Genomic DNA, 18,096 nt, shown 5'->3' with positions numbered 1-18,096 from the left:
AAACGATCCATTATTGATATTTCGAGTTTTTTCTCGAAGTCGTGGTAAATGCTTGGATGATATAAATTAATAGAAGATGAAATTGGATTTACATAGAGTGGTAGAGTTGTTTCGAAAATCTTTTTCGACTTCCCTTTCCGATACGGAGAAAGAGGAATTGGACGAAACCTTGCAAGATGGTTGTTTGAAGGAGGTATATGATCAATTATCGGGTGAAACTTTTGTACTGGATAAATTCCGGGAATTTGAAAAATATAGCTATAAACCTGCCTTTAATAAGTTGAAAATTTACCAGCGTCATATTCGGATGAGCAAGTGGATTGCTTGGGGATCGTCTATCGCTGCGATTTTGATTCTTGTGTTTGTGTTGATTCGTCCTTGGGAATATCATGATGAGGTACAGGAATTGGTTGAAGTAACGCAACATATTATACCTCCCGGGAGTAATGCAGCTATTCTAAAGTTGGCTGATGGGAGAATGATCGAGATCGGAGAACAGCCACTGGAACTTAAAAATGTTCAAGGAAGTGTGGTGAAATATGAAAACGGACGTCTCTCTTATTCATCCGGAGAAGAATGTGCGATAAAGGATGTCTACAATGAGTTGGTTGTGCCTATTGGTGGAGAGTGTCATGTTCTTTTGGATGATGGGACGGAAGTTTGGCTAAATGCAGATTCAAAATTGAAATATCCTATTGCGTTTAGCGGGGAAAGTCGTGAAGTGATCCTGTCGGGAGAGGCTTATTTTGATGTGAAAAAGGATACTCGTCCTTTTGTTGTAAGTCTGGAAAGTGGTGATGTAACAGTACTTGGAACCTCTTTTGGCGTGAGTGCTTACCCGGGTTATCCGAATTACACGACTTTGGTCAGGGGAAGTGTCCGTTTTACTTCTCTACGACAGGAACAAGTTGTTTTGACTCCCGGGGAACAGGCTGTAGTTAATATTTCAGGAACTTTGGAAAAACGGAACGTGGATGTGGAAGAGTTTGTCGGGTGGAAAGATGGAGTGTTCATTTTCAAAGATAAAACATTGGCTGAAATCATGCAAATATTGGAGCGTTGGTATGGAGTAAACGTGATTTTTCAGGATGAAAGCCTGAAAGAATTGGAGTACACGGGTAGCCTTGAAAGATATGATTCTATTAATACATTCTTGCAATTGTTGGAAAAATTAAAAGAAATTCGGTATGAAATAAAGAAAAATACAATCGTCCTATTTAAATAAAAAGAGAAAGACAGACAACAAATTTCTCAGGTTCGGCGTCTGTCCCTTCTCGATTTATATTATTAATATAAACTACAATAATATGAAAAAAAATCGATTAATTAGGTTTCCTGGCCTATTAAAAAGGTACAAGAAAAATTTAATGATTATGAAATGGTGTATTGCTTTTATCTGCTTGTTCACTTTGAACTTGTCTGCGAATGTGTATTCTCAAAAGAATATTGTGTCGCTGGATTTATCTGATGTATCCATTGAACAGTTTGTGAAAGTGGTTAAACAGCAGACGTCACTTAAATTCATGTATAATTCATCTCTTATCCGTCAGGCGGGGAAGATTTCAGTGAAAGTTGAAAACAAGGAGTTGAAGGACGTGCTGAGTATGGTGTTGGGTAAAGTCAACTTGGAATACGAATTTTTTAATAACGTGATCTTGATTCGAGTAAAAGATGAAAAGAAAAGTGAACCATTACAAAAAAACGTTAGAGGGTGCGTGAAAGATGAGAAAGGAACTCCTTTACCGGGTGTAACGGTGATGTTGAAAGGTGCAAACTTGGGTGTTGCTACGGATGTTGACGGTAATTATTCACTTTCTTTTTTGGACAAAAAGAATTTGATTATTCTATTTTCATTTGTTGGAATGTTACCGATAGAGGTTAAATACACGGGACAGGATACGATTAATGTGGTATTGAAAGAGGATGTTGAAGAGATCGATGAGGTAGTTGTGAACGGTTATTTTACTCGGAAGAAAGAAAGTTATACAGGGGTGTCAACAACTTTTTCCGGAAGTGAACTTCGTAAAGTGTCGACGGGAAGTATTTTGAATACCTTGTCTATGTTGGATCCTTCTTTTGTGAAAGTTGTAAATAACGAGATGGGGAGTGACCCGAATACAATTCCGAGTTTTGAAATTCGTGGTTCCAGTAGTTTAAAATCAACATTTGAAGGTAATCCCAATATGCCGACGTTTATTATGGATGGTTTTGAGGTTTCTGCACAAAAAGTTTTTGATTTGGATCCGACTCGTGTTCGTTTTATAACGATACTGAAAGATGCTGCCGCTACAGCAATTTATGGATCCCGTGCGGCCAACGGGGTGGTTGTTATTGAAACCGAATTACCCAAAGCGGGGAAATTGCAGTTTTCGTATAATGGAAGTGCCAATTTCGAGGTGGCGGATCTTTCTGATTATAATTTGATGAATGCAGAAGAAAAATTGGAATACGAAGTGCGTTCGGGTTTATATGAAACGAAAAATCAAAGTCCTGAATATGTTGACGGTAACTTAGCTTCTTATAATCAAATATTGAAATTGGTTAAAGAGGGCAATGACGTGGATTGGTTAGCTATTCCTGTTAGAGACGTGGGGATTGGGCATAAACATTCCGTTATGGCTGAAGGTGGAAATGAAGCATTCCGTTATGCTTTAGATCTTTCTTATTCAAATACGGTAGGGGTAATGAAAGGTTCCAAGCGCGATAATTATGGAGGAGGTGTGCGTCTTCAATATAATTTGAAGAAATTAAAATTTATGAATTATGCATCTTTCAGTCATTTAAAATCAGTGAATTCTCCCTATGGTAGTTTTAGTTCATACACCTATTATAATCCCTATTATAATCCTTATGATGAGGAGGGTAATATAAAGAAAATACTTTATTCTTATCAGTATTATGACAATGGAGTGAAGACAAAACCGATGTACAACGAGTTATATAATGCGACGTTACCATCGAAGAATCAATCGGTAGGCAACTATTTTATGAATAATTTCTCCGTTGAGTATGATATTATTCAAGGATTGAAATTGAAAGCGAATTTGTCATTGAGTGTGGATAATAATAAATCGGATGTTTATGTGTCAAATGAGAATACCAGTTTTATTGGGAAAGAACAAAAGGGCAGTTATTCTCAATCTTGGTCTAACAGTTTTAGTTATGATATAAATGTTGTTTTAACTTATGTACGGAATTGGAAAAAGCATTTTTTGAATGCGGGATTGATTTATAATTTGCGGGAGAGTAATACAGACGCAACTAGCTTGTCTGCAGTTGGTTTTCCTAATGAAAATATGGATCATATTTCTATGGGAGCGGGTTTTACGGAAGGAGGGAGACCGGGTGGAAGTTATGATATATCCCGATTAATCGGTTTTGTCGCTAACCTTGGTTACACGTATGATAACAGATTTTTACTCGATTTTTCTTTGAGAAGTGATGGTTCGTCTTTATATGGAGCTAATAACCGATGGAGTACATTCTGGTCTTTAGGAGTTGGTTATAACTTGCATAACGAAAAGTTTATGGAGGGAGTTTCGTTTGTTGATTTGTTAAAAATAAGAGGATCAATTGGAACAACGGGAGGGCAAAATTTCAATCCCTACCAGTCCATGACAATGTATTCTTATAACGATAGTCGGATAAGCGGGATTTCTTATACAGGTTATATGGGAGTTTTACTGAAAGCATTCGGGAATAAGAATTTGAAATGGCAAAAAGTCGAGAAACGTAATGTGGGGTTGGATTTTGAATTATTTGATCGATGGTTAAGAGGTTCATTTAATGTATATAGTGATCTTTCTAAGGATGTGCTTATTGATGTTACAGTTGCTCCCTCGTTAGGTTTTTCTTCTTATAAGGAGAATTTGGGAGAAGTGAAAAACAGTGGTGTCGAATTGACTTTAAAAGGAAGCGTAATTCGTGATATGGATCGAGATATAATTTGGGATTTAATCTTTAATCTGGCTCACAATAAAAATAAAGTGATGAAGATAAACAGGGCTTTAACGGCTTTTAATGAATCTCAAGATGCGGAGGTGAAGAATAAACCGACGATTAGGTATAAAGAAGGATTGTCTCAAAATACGATTTGGGTGAATGAATCTCTTGGGATTGATCCAGCTACAGGGGAGGAGATTTTTTTAGATATGAATGGAAATAAAGTGAATAAATGGAGTACGGCTAATTATAAGCCTTTTGGTTCTACGGATCCTAAAGTTTACGGGACAATAGGAACAATGTTCGTTTATAAAAAATGGGAGTTGAATGCACATTTGTATTACAAATATGGTGGCTATTTGTACAATTCGACCTTGGTAGATAAAGTGGAGAATGTAAATCCCAATGAAAATGGAGATAAGCGAATTTTATATGATCGTTGGAATACCCCGGGTGATATAGCTAAATTCAAAAAAGTTAGCGATGTGTCAGAGACTAAGCCCACATCTCGTTTTGTAGAGAAAGAAAATTATATACAACTTCAATCGTTGTCTTTAGGATATGATTTTAGCAGCGATAAACTTCGGAAAATGGGGATTCAACGATTAAAAGTATCGGCTATCGGTAATGATATATTCAAATCATCTACCGTGAAAATGGAGAGAGGAACTTCTTATCCTTATGCAAGAACGTTTTCTTTATCAGCTCAAATAACTTTTTAATTTGATTGTTATATGAAAAAATTAATAAATAAATCTATTATTCTTTCCCTGATTTTGGCATTGACTGCGTGTAATGATTGGTTGAATGTTTCTCCTAAAACTGACATGAAAGCCGAAGATTTGTTTTCGACTGAAGCGGGGTTCCGGGATGCTTTGATTGGGGTTTACGCTTTGATGGCAACGAATAATCTTTACGGGAAAAATTTGTCTTATGCTTATTTGGATGTTTTGGCCCAGTATTATACAAGTCCTCGTGGCAATACGTCTGCAGGATACGAGCATAATTTTAAAAATGCAGCTGCGTATAATTACTCGGAGACTGGCGAAGAATCAAGAATATTATCTATTTGGTCGAGTCATTTTTCAGCAATAGCTAATATAAATCAGGCTTTATTGTTTATAGATAAAAATCGAGATGTATTTACATCAGAGGATATTCATCATATTTACAAGGGGGAGTTTTTAGCCCTTCGAGCTTTACTTCATTTTAATGTTCTCCGTCTTTTTGCTCCATCTCCGATGATGGATAATCAGAATGGATTGAATGCACTTGCTATTCCTTATGTAGAACAATATACAAATATTGCTCAACCTCAATTAACGGTGAAAGAAGTATTGGCAAAAATCGTAAAAGATTTGCTTGCTGCTAAGGATTTGATGAGAGAGCGGGAAATTTTTAATGAATCAGATGCTTCCTCTCCGATGTATAAGAGAAGTCAAAGGATGAATTATTATGCGGTTACGGCTCTTTTAGCTCGAGTTCATCTTTATGGAAATGAAAAGAAGTCTGCTTTGACAGAAGTGAAAGAAATTATTGGTGAAGTAGATGGGGAAAATCCTACATCTTACACGTTGGCAACTAGTGGTGCAACTGCAACTAACCCGATGTTTCAATCTGAATTGATATTTACTTTGGACGTTCAAAAGTTACAGGACTTAAGTGAGAGTTGTTTTTCGGAAACTTCACATTCTGATGTTTTGTTGATGTCTGAAAAAGGTAAGCAAACAATCTTTAATGCGAGTGGCCTAGAGAATGATTTTAGATCTTCATGGTTGATGGTAACTTCCAGTGGTAAGGAGTATGTTTTGACAAAGTATAATAATATGAATTATATACCGATGTTTAAATTGTCTGAACTTTATTTGATTGCAGCGGAATGTGCTGAGGACGAGGATGCATACGGGTATTTAAATAAATTGAGAAATCATAGGGGATTGTCAAGTATCGAACATACAAAAGATATAGAGAGTTATATTTATCAAGAGTACAGAAGAGAATTTTTGGGAGAAGGACAATTGTTTTTTTACTATAAACGCAAGTTGTATGATTCTGTTGGGGCAGAAGATAAAGTTGGGATTGAGGATTTGAAAGCAGTTTACAATTTACCGATACCAACATCGGAAATAGACTTTGGTAACATAAAAAACTGATAGAGATGAGAAGAATATTTATACTTTTTGTATTAGCTGCACTTTGTTCTTGTAGTAAGAATGAAAGATTAATTTATGATTTGAATATGCATGATATATATTATCCAATCGTGACAGAAACCCGGGATAGTTTGTTTGTTTCGTTATTAACTGCTGATGAAATTTTGACTGCAACGGTGGAGGTTAAATTATTGGGAGATGTTTTGCAAGCTCCGGCGAGGTTCAAAGTTGAGGTTGTAAAAGAAAAGACGGATGCGATAGAGGGGATTCATTATGAAAAACTACCGGATTATTATGATTTTCCTGCAGGAGAATTTGTATATAAAATGCCGGTTAATTTGTTGAAAGGAGATAAGAGTATTACGGAAAAACCGATGTCATTGACTTTACGTTTGGTGGAGACATCTGATTTGGGGATTGCGTATAAAGATCGGGCCGAGATACGTTTGGTTATAGCTGATATGGTGAAAATGCCAGAAGGGACTGGTTATTACGGAGATATGACCGCATTTAAGAATCTATTTGGTGATTATTCAAGGAAAAAGCACTTGATGATTATAGAATTGACCGGACATGATTTTTGGGATGGGAATTACGGTAATTATGGAGGGGCGAATGGAATCTATTACGAGATGGATTATTATATTCCTTATGCGAGAAAATTGTATAAGATTATTACTGAGAATGAGATCGAGGATGAGAATGGAAATATTATACAGGGGTGGATGGTGCCTTAGGTATTATAATTTGTAATTTAAAAATGTAGAGATAATTATGAAAAATTTGAAATATATATTTATTCTATTTTTGTCTATTCAGTTTTCATGTATTGATGATAAATCGAAATTTGGAGGAAATGAGATTGATGCGATTACGATTGAAGGCATCGAGGAGTATAAAGAAATAGAAATAGGTACAAAGCTTGAAATAAAGCCTACGGTGATCACGAAATTTAGTGATAAGTCTCAGCTTTCTTATGTTTGGTATAAATATAATAAAGAACAAGCGGTACCTGATACATTGTCATACGAAAAGAATTTGGATGTTATAATCGGTGATGTACTTCCCGGGGTTATAACAACCTTGGTATTTAAGGTAATTGACCTGCAAACAGGAATTTTTGCTATGCATAAATCTTCTTTTGTGACCGTGGGTAAGTATTCCGGGGGTACATTGATGTTGTGTCGGGTGGATGGAGAAAATGATCTGGCCATGTTAAAGAAAGATGGTAAGACATTGTATGAAAATATATATTCTTATGCGAACGATGGAACTCGGTTGGGAAAAGAGTCTAAACGTATAATTTTAACTGATTCATATGAGGCTAATCCTCTTGGGCATAAATCTGTAATTGTCACTTGTGATGATGAAACCGGTGGTGTTTACCTTGATCCTGTGATTTTTACGAGACAAAATTATATGAAAGAGAAATTTATCTTGGGGGATGAAATGAAAGGAGATTTGGTTATTACGGGGTATATTGCTACTGCAGAAGGTGATTATCTAGTAGCGAATGGTAAGGTGTATAACAGGGTAAATGGAGATAAAGCAAAAGCAGATTGGAATCCAGAACTTGTATTTTTGGCAGAACCGAAAGATTATTATGCGGCTTCTTCAATCGGTAATTCTGTGGGGATTATGTTTTATGATAATTTACATAATCGTTTTATGGTGAATAAAAAAGGGGTAGGATATTTTAGTTTTATTACTGGTAAAGATTATGATTTTTCCAGTTATGATCCGAACGACATAGGAGAGGGGATTGAGTTGGTTATTATGGGAAATCAAAGTTCTCGTACGGATTTTATGTGGGAATTGATGAAAAATACGAAAACGGGAGAATATATACTGCTTAAAAGTAAAACGGGCTTTAATTCATCTTGGCAAACGATATTTGTTGCTGAAGATAAAAAAGTTCTTTCAAAAAGTGAATTTCCCCATTTGTATGAAGCAACGAATTTTATTGCTGGAACAAAGTTGTTTTTTGCAAATTCTTATCCTTGGAAAAATTATGTTTTAGGGCAGCCTAATATTTTCTTCTTCTTGAGCAATAATAAAATATATGCCTTTAATATTGGAACACTTTCAGAAGCGGTATTAATAGATGGAGATGTTGAGAATTACACTATAACAGGGATGGATTGCACCGAGATCAAAGATCCTCAAGGTGTAGAAAATACATATGTGCAACTTACGGTGACTGTAAAAGATCGTGGGTTGGCTGGTAAATCTGGAGGAATTGCCATTTATCGTTTGGATAATGTTGGTGGTCTCTCTGCGGAAAAAATTTATGCAAAAACGGGATTTTGTGATGAGGTACTTTATACTGTAGAAAAATTGAATTAATCAGATCGATAGAGAATGTGTTAAATTCTTTTTTTACATTCTCTATCCCTGTTTAAATTGGGTCTTGTCATATATAGTTACCTTAAATTGGATTAAAATATTATTGAGAGAGTTGTATGTTATTAGATGAATAGGATTAATTTATTCGTTATGGAAAAAGGTATTCTTTTCTTTATTTTCTATGTTGTGTTTTTTAACGGTTATTGTCAACAGAAAATAGAGGGTAATATTGGTGATTTGCAAATCGATAAAATTTATTTGTTTGAAGTTGTAAATGAGTTACGAGAAATATATCGGGTGATTGATTCCGCTGAGGTTCATAAAAGAAATTTTGTATTTGTTTTGAATGAAATGACTCCAGGGCTTTACTTTGTGGGAGATAATCTTAAACATGGTGGCTATTTTTTTCTAGATAGAAAAAATGTAAAATTGACGATAGAACAAGTAACGGAAGAAGGGATAACGTGGAGGGTAAAGGGGGCTCCGTTGGATAAATTGTATCGTGAATTTGCTAGTGAGTTGTATGTTGCTACAAACAAACGTATTCGAGATTCTTTAGATCGTTGTTTTTACAAGGCTCGTGATATGGGGGATGAGGCAGAAATGGCAAGAATTAAGAAAGAGTCAAATCCTTATTATACAAGAGAAAAAGAGATCGAACAGGCCTTGGTAAATCAATATTTGGAGAAAAACAGAAATAATGCTTTTGGGATGTATCTCTATTATTCTAAAATATTTCTGTTTAAGAATTTTCCAACCTTAAAGGATGTTGATAAAGAGAGAGCCTATATTAAGACTTTTGGCGTAGAAGCAAAAAAAACTCGTTATATGACTAGGATGGAAGAACAGTTAACGATCTACGAGAATTGCTCGATTGGCCATGAGGCTCCCGAAATTGTAGGGAAAGATACTTTAGGTAATACAATTCGTTTGAGTGATTTCCGGGGTAATTATGTGTTGATAGACTTTTGGCATTCATATTGTTATTGGTGTCGGAAAGAAGTTCCGGCATTAAAGAAAGCGTTGAAACATTTTGAAGGAAAAGATTTTAAAATATTAGGTGTTTCTTCTGATTTTCAAGAGGAGAGATGGAAAAAAATTATTCGGGAAGACGTGAGTTTTTGGGATCACATGATTTTAGAACGGGGTAATCCGGCTTCACGTTTGTATTGTGTTAGAGGTGTTCCATATATTATTTTGGTCGGGCCGGACGGGAAGATTCTGGCCAAGGAGTTGAGGGGGCAGGATTTGATAGACGTGCCGGATCAATTTGTGAAGTAAACGAATTAACCCGAATTCAATCGTGAATATCTCGTGAAAGTCCCGTGAAAGGACGATACAGACGAGATATAGCCGAGATAAAGACGACTTAAAGCCGAGTGGAGTCGTCTTTATCTCTTTTTTTTAACACTTGTACGTGTCGGATAAGTCTTTAACTGGGTTTTATTTCTACTTTATTTGGGTTATAAAAAACTGATAAGTAGCATGACGTTCAGTAGGGTGACAATTCCCCCGATCACGTACAGGAGCCATTTCGTGTAAGTAGAGTTTTTGTATTTCCCCATGACCTTGGACGAGGAAGTGAGGTAAACTTGCGTGAAAATGGTGATCGGTAACTGCACGCTTAGAGCCATCTGCGAGTAAATCAACCCTTGGAAAGGATTCGATACTACCATGATCAGGGCAAAAGCGAGGATGAGAGAAGTTAGCACACCGATGCGGGAATGACTGTCCTTGATGTCGTAAGGCTCCTTGTATATTCCGGCGAAAATGGAGCCGGCAGCCATTCCTGAGGTAATAGTAGAGGAAATTCCGGCAAACAGGAGAGCCACGGCAAAGATCACGGAGGCATTATTCCCAAGCAATGGTGCCAGCAGGGAATTGGCTTGTTCCAGTTCCGTGACGGGAGTTCCGGTTCCGAAAAATGCGGCAGCGGCCAGTAGGATCATGGCGCTGTTGATGGCCCAACCGATCACCATGGAGAGGATCGTGTCGGCATATTCGTAGCGTAATTGTTTTTTGATGATTTTATCATCCTGTATATTCCATTGACGGCTTTGGATCACTTCCGAGTGAAGGAATAGATTGTGGGGCATGACCACGGCCCCGAGTACGCTCATGATAACGACCATGGAACCTTCGGGAAAAGCGGGGGTAACCCATGCGGGCAAGGCTGTGTTCCAGTCGATCTCCACGAGGGAGAGTTCGTAGATGAACGATAAGCCGATGATGGAAACAAAAGCAATGATCCATTTCTCGATCACCCGGTAGGTATTCGTGAACAACATGATAACCACGAAAATCAATACGAGTATTGATCCTGCCCGGATCGGGATGTTGAATAACATTTGCAGGGCAATGGCTCCACCTAGTATTTCGGCCAAAGATGTGGAGATGGAGGCGAGCATGGCCGAATAAAGAATACCTTTGGCATAACGGGGTTTCAAGTATTCACTGGCGGCTTCCGAAAGGCACAAGCCGGAGGCAATCCCCAAGTGGGCCACGTTGTGTTGCAACACGATTAGCATGATCGTGGACAGGGTGACCATCCATAATAGGGAATAACCGAATTCGGCTCCGGCAGCTAGGTTGGAGGCCCAGTTTCCCGGATCGATAAAGCCCACGGTGACAAGTAGGCCGGGACCTATATATTTAAATATTTCCAGTCCTCCGAGTTTCGGGTTATGTTTTGCCGTGTTCAGTAGTTCTTTGAATTGTTTTAACATGTTGTTCGAGTTAAAAGCTAAGGGTTAAAAGCCGATCGTGTAATTTTATTATTATTTTTGGAACTTCAAAAGTACGAATAACGATGAATATTTGTTCTCGTGATCGTGAACTTTTAGTATTAACTTTTAACTTTTGATTTTCATGTTGATTCCTGTACTTCTTGTCGTGGCCTCTTTGGTGGTACTTTATTTCGGGGCAGATTTTCTGGTGAAAGGTAGTTCATCGCTGGCCGTGCGTTTTGGAATATCTCCTTTAGTAGTCGGTTTGACCGTGGTGGCATTCGGGACGAGTGCGCCGGAGTTACTGGTTAGCGTGCAGTCGGCATTGGAAGGTAATCCGGGAATTGCCGTGGGAAACGTGATGGGATCTAATATATTTAATGTTTGTGCTATCCTTGGAATTTCAGCGATGATTTACCCGTTGAGGGTGAATCCCCGGTTGATTCGGCTGGATGCACCCGTGATGCTGGCGGCCACGTTATTGTTCGTGGGGATATTTCATAACGGGAGTTTCGGAAGATGGGCCGGGATATTGTTTTTTGCCGGGATATGTGCCTATATGATTTACTGCGTGTACAAGGCCAAGCGGGGAGAGGTGGTTGAAGGGGACGAGGAAATCAAACCCACGAAGAGCTGGATGCTGGATGTCGTGTTGGTGATCGCGGGACTTGCTTTGTTGGTATGGGGATCGGGCTTGCTCGTCGATAATGCCGTGATTATCGCAAAAGCCTTGGGATGGAGCGAGGCGGTGATCGGTTTGACGATCGTGGCAGCAGGGACAAGTATGCCGGAACTGGCAACTTCCGTGGTGGCTGCCTTGAAAAAACGTACGGATATTGCCATCGGTAACGTGATCGGTTCGAATATATTCAATCTTTTGGCTGTTTTAGGATTAACAGCGACGATTGCGCCCGTGGAGACCAACCAGATTAACTGGACGGATATGCTGGTGATGCTCGGAACTTCTTTACTTCTGTTGCCTTTCATGCGAACGGGATTCAAGATCGGGCGGGGGGAAGGTGTTGTGCTGTTAGTTATTTATATTGCTTATACATTGTATCTGATTGTTTGATAAAAATTGGTGGGTGGGATTGGTGTGATAATATAATAAAACGTTCGTTTATTGCAACCAAAATTAAAGGAAATAACCTGTTTTTCCTAAAAACAAATATTCTTTTTTTATCATTGATAGTGATTTTGTTAACGCAAAATGTAACAAATCATTTCTATTGATTTTCTTCTCGTTTTATAACAATCAATAAACGAAGGATTGTTGATTGTTATTTGTTTTTTTAATCATGTGATTACGAGGATTAATGCAGAGCGAGCAAGAGATACTTTTAGAACATCTGGCCAAGGATGATGATATGGCTTATACTCTTTTGTATAAGCAGTTTTACGTGCCGATGGTACTCTTTGCCAGTCAATATATCAACAATGAAGAGGCCTCAAAGGACGTGGTGCAGGAGTTTTTCATTTCCATGTTGGGGCAGAAAAAGAATTTCGAGAATGTCACGGCGTTAAAAGTTTATCTTTATCATTCGGTAAAAAATAGATGCATGAATTATATCCAGCATGAACAGGTCAAGGGGCGTTACGAGGCATTTGTATTGCGGGAATTTGATGATGTCGATCTTTTCTGGGATCGGGTTTTGGAGGAAGATGTTTATGCGCGGGTTTTGGAAGTCGTGCAGGAATTGCCTCGACAATACCGCAACGTGATGATGCTTTCGTTGGATGGGTACAAGATTTCTGAAGTTGCGGAAAAAATGGGTATTTCTTTAGAGACTGCCAAGGAGTATAAGAAAGAGGGAAAGAAACGGTTGAGTGTCCGGTTACGATCTTTAGGATTGGAGTTGTTTATTCCTATTTTCTTTTAAATTCTTCTTTTTTGTAAAAATAGTTTATTTTTTTCTTCATTTTGATCCCCCCGTTTTCTTTCCATTCCTGTTTTATTTATAAAGGCATAAATAGAATGAATTATGAATAGAGCGGATGAAACTTTTCAGGTGTCAGAAATGATTTCCCGGTATGTGTTGGGGAGTATGACTGAATCGGAAAAAGAAGAACTGAATGGTTGGCTGGATAAATCTCCTCGTAACAAATTGTTGTTCGAAGAGTTGGTTTGTCAGGAAGTCGCTTCTGGAAAGATTCTGGCTTACGGGCGTGTGGAATGGGAGGATGCATTGAAAGAATTGTTGGAACAGAAAAAGAAATTGAGGTTGGCCGGACGTAAAAGGCGAATTATCCGTTTGGGAAGTTGTGCGGCCGTGTTGTTATTTGCCTGTATGGGCATTTGGTTTTATTATATTCAGACGGGAAATGCCCCGGTCGGGGAAGGACAGGAACACAAGGAGATTCCGAAATTATTGGCAGGAAAGCCGCGGGCAACGTTGCAACTAGCTTCTGGAAAGACGGTATTCCTAACGTCTGATTCTTCTCGGAGCATCGAACCGGAATATGGCGTGGAAATCCGGCAGGACTCCGGGGTGATAAAGTATCAGGTTGCTGAGGTTCAAGGAGGGAAAGAGGAACAATATAATATGATCATGGTTCCGAGAGGTGGGGAGTTTACCTTGATTTTGAGTGATGGAACGCAGGTTTGGTTGAATGCGGAAACGAGTTTGCGTTATCCGGTGGAGTTCGTAGGGAATGAACGGAAAGTGTATTTGGAGGGAGAAGCGTTTTTTGACGTTACGCGTGATAAACAAAAACAATTTGTTGTCGAGACGGAAAAAGCGAAGGTGCGGGTGTATGGAACGGCATTTAATGTTTACGCTTATCCCAATGAGGATGAAGTGGCGGCCACTTTGGTGCGGGGAGCTATTGATTTGAAAGAGCGTGGGGCTGGCAATCGAATTCGGCTGGAACCGGGAGAACAGGGTTGTCTTGTTGGGGGTAAGCTTGCAAAGCGAGAAGTTGATGTGGATATGTACACCGCTTGGATCACGGGGCGTATGGTGTTTAAAAGTATTCGTCTAGGCGATATGTTGAAACATTTAGCCCGTTGGTATGATGTCGATATTGTGTTTACGGAAGAGCGATTGAAAGAAGTTTCGTTTACGGGAGAGGTGAAAAAGTATGATGATTTCACGGAGGTGTTGGACGTGATCGAATCGACGCAAGTAGTCCATTTTAGGATAGAAGATAGAACAATAATAGTATATTAAAAAGAAACAACCGGTGCTGGAACACGAGGTTGTTTCAAGAGTAAGTTAATCAGCAATAATAACTTAAACGACACAAATGTATGAAAAAAAATGGAGAATATGACCCTCCAAAGTACGGGTCATTGAAAAAAACATGCAGGATTATGAAAGCTACATTGCTTTTCCTTATGCTGACAGTTTGTCATTCATTTGGAATGGTCTATTCACAGGAGGTGAGGTTAGACATAGATTTGGAGAATGCGACTTTCGGACAGTTCATGGAGCAGGTAAAAAATCAATCTGATTTTACTTTCTTTTTTCACGATGCTATGGTCATGAAATTGACAAACATTACTTTGCACGTGAAACAAGAGGACATCGATGCGATTCTTACCAAGTGTCTGAAGGATTCGGGGATCACTTACCGTATTAAGGATCGTACGATTATTCTTTACGGGACGGATGATAACACGAAGAAAGAGATCGAGGTGAAAGGGCGAGTTGTTGACGAAAAGGGAGAGCCTTTACCGGGCGCGACGGTGAAGGTAAAGGACGAACCGGGAGAGAAAGGGGTGTTGCGGGGAACCGTTACAGGGCCGGACGGGAATTTCTCGTTGAAAGTGCCGAACAATAAAGCCGTTCTGGAAATCTCTTTCGTGGGATATGTTTCCCAGACAATTCCGGTGGCTAATGCCGAGGCGTTGAAAAAGATCGTGTTGAAAGAGGTGGTAGAGAATATCGACGAGGTGATTGTTACCGGTTACCAGAGAATAGACCGTAAATTGTTTACGGGTGCTGCGGCAGTTATCAAGGCCGAGGACGCTATGGTCGAGGGTTCCATTGACGTGAGCCGGATGTTACAGGGTAAAGCTGCCGGGGTACAGATTCAAAACGTGTCGGGTACGTTCGGGGCATCCCCGAAGATGCGGGTCCGGGGCGCCTCTTCTATTTATGGAAACCAGAAACCGTTGTGGGTGGTGGATGGATTGGTGTTGGAAGATATCGTTGAGATTTCTGCAGATGATTTGTCATCCGGGAATTCGGAGACTTTGATCAGTTCGGCTATTGCCGGGTTGAATGCGGATGATATTGAAAGCTTTCAGATATTGAAGGATGCCTCGGCGACCGCATTGTACGGGGCGAGGGCAATGAATGGTGTGGTGGTGATCACGACAAAAAAAGGTAAAAAAGGCACGATGACCGTGAATTATAGCGGTGAATTCACGATTCGGATGAAACCCAGTTATTCCCAGTTTAATTTGATGAACTCTCAAGAGCAGATGATGGTTTACGAAGAGATGGAGGAGAAAGGCTGGTTGAATTACGCGGACATTTCTCGGGATAAAAATGGTGGCGTGTACAAAAAAATGGCTGATCTGATTTCTACCTACGACCCGGTAACAGGTAAGTTCGGGTTAGAAAATACTCCTCAAGCGAAAGCCGCTTTTCTACAAAAGTACGAGATGGCAAACACGGATTGGTTTGATGTGCTTTTCAGGAATTCTTTGCAACAGGTACATTCTTTAAGTTTGTCTTCTAGTTCGGAAAGATCTCGTTTTTATGCCTCTTTGAGTTATTTTAATGATGCCGGTTGGACACTCGCTGATAAAGTGAATCGTTACACGGCGAACATGAACGCCTCTTTCGATATAAAACCATGGATTTCAGTTAATTTGTTAACAACAAATTCTTTGCGTATGCAAAAGGCTCCGGGAACGAATAGTCGCAGGACGAATGCCGTGGACGGAACTTTTGAACGTGATTTTGACATTAACCCGTTCAGTTACGCTTTAAATACAAGCCGTACTCTACGTCCGTATGATGATAACGGGAATTACGAGTATTACACGATGAATTATGCCCCGTTTAGTATTCTGAACGAGTTGAACACGAATAAGTTGAATATTGATATGCTGGATGCTAAATTTCAGGCCGAGTTGGAAATTCGTCCATTGAAGGGATTGGAAGTGAAGGCTTTGGGTGCGGTGCGCTACGTGAAGACAACCCGGGAACATCGAATTAACGATAAGTCGAATGCGGCAGAGGCTTACCGGGCTGATATGGATGCACAGATTCGGGATAATAATAAATTCCTGTATAAAGATCCGGATAATCCGGGCTATCCGGCTAAGGTTGTGATGCCGAAGGGTGGATTTTATAACCGGGATGAGAATACGATGCTGAATTATTACCAACGGGGAATATTGAATTACAACACTTCTTTCAACGAGGGAATTCATACTTTGAACGTGATGGCGGGAGAGGAAGTACGTTATACGAACCGGACGATAGCTTTTAACAAGGGATTTGGTTACCAATGGGATCGTGGTGGAGTACCTTTTCTGGACCCTGATTTGTTGAAACAACAGATTGAAAACGGTGTCGATTATTACGGGATGGAAGAAGAATACGATCGCTTTGCCGCTTTCTTCGGTACGGTAGGATACAGTTACAATGGTACTTATATTTTTAACGTGACGGGGCGTTACGATGGTTCTAACAAATTGGGTAAATCCCGGTCTGCTCGTTGGTTACCGACGTGGAACGTGAGTGGTGCATGGCACGTAACGAATGAAAAGTTCATGGAGCCAGTTGAAACAATATCCCGTTTGACCTTACGGGCGACTTACGGGTTGACGGCGAGTATGGGACCCTCAAGTAATTCGATAGCCGTTTTGTATAATGACGTGGCTTATCGTCCGAACCAAAGTGACAGGGAGAATTTGATATATATCAGTTCTTTAGAGAATAGCGAACTGACATGGGAAAAGCAGTATGAAACGAACGTGGGTATTGATCTGGGGATTTTTGATAATCGCATAAGCTTGAGTGCTGACGTGTATTGGAGAAAGGGATTTGACTTGATTGGTAACGTGCGGACTTCGGGAATTGGAGGGCAACAGACGAAGAAGGCCAATTATGCAAATATGAAATCTAATGGTGTCGAGTTTACTTTAAACACGAAAAATCTGGTTTATTCCAATTTTAGCTGGACAACGAACTGGACGTTTGCTTTCAACAAGAACAAGATCACGAAACTGGAATCTCGTCCGCGGGTGATCGATCTGGTGCAGGCAGAAGGAGCCCCTTTGAAGGGGTATCCCGTGAGAGGTATTTTCTCTATTCCTTTTTTAGGATTGAACGCAGAAGGTATGCCAATATTGATGGATGCTGACGGGCAACCTTGTACGGGAGATATTGATTTTCAAGAGACGATTAACTTGGGATTCTTGAAATATGAAGGACCGGTTGATCCGAAAATTACCGGAGGTTTTGAGAATACCTTCAAATACCGGAACTGGACGTTCAGTTTCTTTATCAATTACCAATTTGGCAACAAGGTGCGGTTGTACGATTATTTCAAGAGCGAGTATTCTGATATGACCGTGATGCCGAAAGAATTTGATGATCGTTGGGTGTTATCGGGCGATGAGACGAAAACGAATATCCCGGTTATTCTTTCCCAACGTCAGGTGCAACGTCCGAAGAATGAATATAAAGAGGCTTACAATGCTTATAATTTTTCCACGGAGCGAATTGCTGACGGTTCGTTTATCCGATTGAAAGACATTAGTTTGACATACAAACTTCCGGATCGATGGATGAAGACGATCGGTTTGGGATCTGCCTCTTTGAAATGTATTGCTTCCAACGTGGCCTTGTTGTATAGAGACAAGAAGTTACACGGTCAGGATCCGGAGTTTTTCCGTTCCGGCGGTGTGGCGATGCCAGTGCCGAGACAAATTACCTTCTCTTTGCGGGTAGGGTTCTAACAAAAGT

The 18,096-nt window shown here is 39.6% G+C and carries 11 protein-coding genes; 10 read left to right on the top strand and 1 reads right to left on the bottom strand.

Annotated features, from left to right (window positions below; genetic code table 11):
* The first annotated feature begins 76 nt into the window (after positions 1-76).
* From QVC79_RS17280 to QVC79_RS17255, 6 genes are all read left to right on the top strand, one after another.
* On the top strand, positions 77-1,225 hold the full coding sequence (locus QVC79_RS17280) for a FecR family protein (protein ID WP_270594856.1): 1,149 nt from the start codon (positions 77-79) through the stop codon (positions 1,223-1,225).
* Positions 1,226-1,373: 148 nt separating this feature from the next.
* Positions 1,374-4,664, top strand: coding sequence for a SusC/RagA family TonB-linked outer membrane protein (locus QVC79_RS17275; protein WP_270594855.1), 3,291 nt, complete (start codon positions 1,374-1,376; stop codon positions 4,662-4,664).
* 12 nt (positions 4,665-4,676) lie between these two features.
* Positions 4,677-6,095 carry a RagB/SusD family nutrient uptake outer membrane protein gene (locus QVC79_RS17270; RefSeq protein ID WP_270594854.1) on the top strand — a complete coding sequence of 473 codons (1,419 nt, stop codon included), beginning with the start codon at positions 4,677-4,679 and terminating at the stop codon, positions 6,093-6,095.
* 5 nt (positions 6,096-6,100) lie between these two features.
* Positions 6,101-6,832: a DUF4843 domain-containing protein gene (locus QVC79_RS17265; RefSeq protein WP_270594852.1), complete on the top strand. Its 732-nt coding sequence runs from the start codon at positions 6,101-6,103 to the stop codon at positions 6,830-6,832.
* A 37-nt stretch (positions 6,833-6,869) separates the two neighbouring features.
* A complete protein-coding gene (locus QVC79_RS17260; protein ID WP_270594851.1) occupies positions 6,870-8,441 on the top strand; it encodes a PKD-like family lipoprotein in 1,572 nt (523 codons plus the stop codon).
* A gap of 150 nt (positions 8,442-8,591) precedes the next feature.
* Positions 8,592-9,722, top strand: a complete 1,131-nt coding sequence (locus QVC79_RS17255; protein ID WP_270594850.1) for a TlpA disulfide reductase family protein — start codon at positions 8,592-8,594, stop codon at positions 9,720-9,722.
* Between the two features lie 182 nt (positions 9,723-9,904).
* Here the strand turns inward: QVC79_RS17255 and QVC79_RS17250 are convergent, their stop codons facing one another.
* The gene (locus QVC79_RS17250) at positions 9,905-11,167 is read right to left on the bottom strand and encodes an Nramp family divalent metal transporter (protein ID WP_087422482.1); all 1,263 of its coding nucleotides are present in this window, start codon (positions 11,165-11,167) and stop codon (positions 9,905-9,907) included.
* 142 nt (positions 11,168-11,309) lie between these two features.
* Between QVC79_RS17250 and QVC79_RS17245 the strand changes: the two genes are divergently transcribed.
* From QVC79_RS17245 to QVC79_RS17230, 4 genes are all read left to right on the top strand, one after another.
* Positions 11,310-12,239 (top strand): calcium/sodium antiporter, encoded by a 930-nt coding sequence (locus QVC79_RS17245; RefSeq protein ID WP_270594849.1) that lies wholly within the window; start codon positions 11,310-11,312, stop codon positions 12,237-12,239.
* A gap of 244 nt (positions 12,240-12,483) precedes the next feature.
* Positions 12,484-13,047, top strand: a complete 564-nt coding sequence (locus QVC79_RS17240; protein ID WP_270594848.1) for an RNA polymerase sigma factor — start codon at positions 12,484-12,486, stop codon at positions 13,045-13,047.
* Between the two features lie 102 nt (positions 13,048-13,149).
* Positions 13,150-14,337 carry a FecR family protein gene (locus QVC79_RS17235; protein ID WP_270594847.1) on the top strand — a complete coding sequence of 396 codons (1,188 nt, stop codon included), beginning with the start codon at positions 13,150-13,152 and terminating at the stop codon, positions 14,335-14,337.
* Between the two features lie 143 nt (positions 14,338-14,480).
* Positions 14,481-18,089, top strand: a complete 3,609-nt coding sequence (locus QVC79_RS17230) for a SusC/RagA family TonB-linked outer membrane protein (protein ID WP_270594846.1) — start codon at positions 14,481-14,483, stop codon at positions 18,087-18,089.
* Positions 18,090-18,096 lie beyond the last annotated feature (7 nt).

Source organism: Butyricimonas sp. (assembly GCF_019423355.1).
Taxonomy (GTDB): domain Bacteria; phylum Bacteroidota; class Bacteroidia; order Bacteroidales; family Marinifilaceae; genus Butyricimonas; species Butyricimonas faecihominis.
Note: the sequence above shows the minus strand (reverse complement) of the source record. Positions and strands in the feature narration are given on the sequence as shown.